The 300-nt window shown below is 41.0% G+C and carries 1 protein-coding gene; it reads right to left on the minus strand.

All coding sequences use genetic code 11. From position 1 onward, the window contains the following. On the minus strand, positions 1–230 hold a 230-nt coding region (locus ACSG5Z_RS30685; RefSeq protein WP_435712843.1), incomplete at its 3' end, for an AMP-binding protein. Positions 231–300: the final 70 nt, after the last annotated feature.

Consider the following 300-nt stretch of genomic DNA (forward strand, 5'->3'; position numbering starts at 1 on the left):
TCCATGCTGCGTTCTGTCACTAGAGCCACTAGATCGTTTGGAGCCACTCCTAAATCCCGAAGAGTTCGCGCCAACTGATTTGCTCTTTCATTCAGCTCGGCATATGTCATCTTATTATCATCACATTTAAGTGCAATATTTCCTGCTGTTTTCTCTACCTGATTCTCAAATAAGCTGACAGCTGTTTGTTCTCGAGAGTATTCTACATTCGTTGCATTGAAATCAACCAAGATCTACTCTTGTTCTCTGAGATCAAGCATATGCAGATCTTTAAGTTTTTTGCCTGGATGTGTTATGGCT

This window comes from Bacillus pretiosus (assembly GCF_051294775.1).
Lineage (GTDB): Bacteria > Bacillota > Bacilli > Bacillales > Bacillaceae_G > Bacillus_A > Bacillus_A wiedmannii.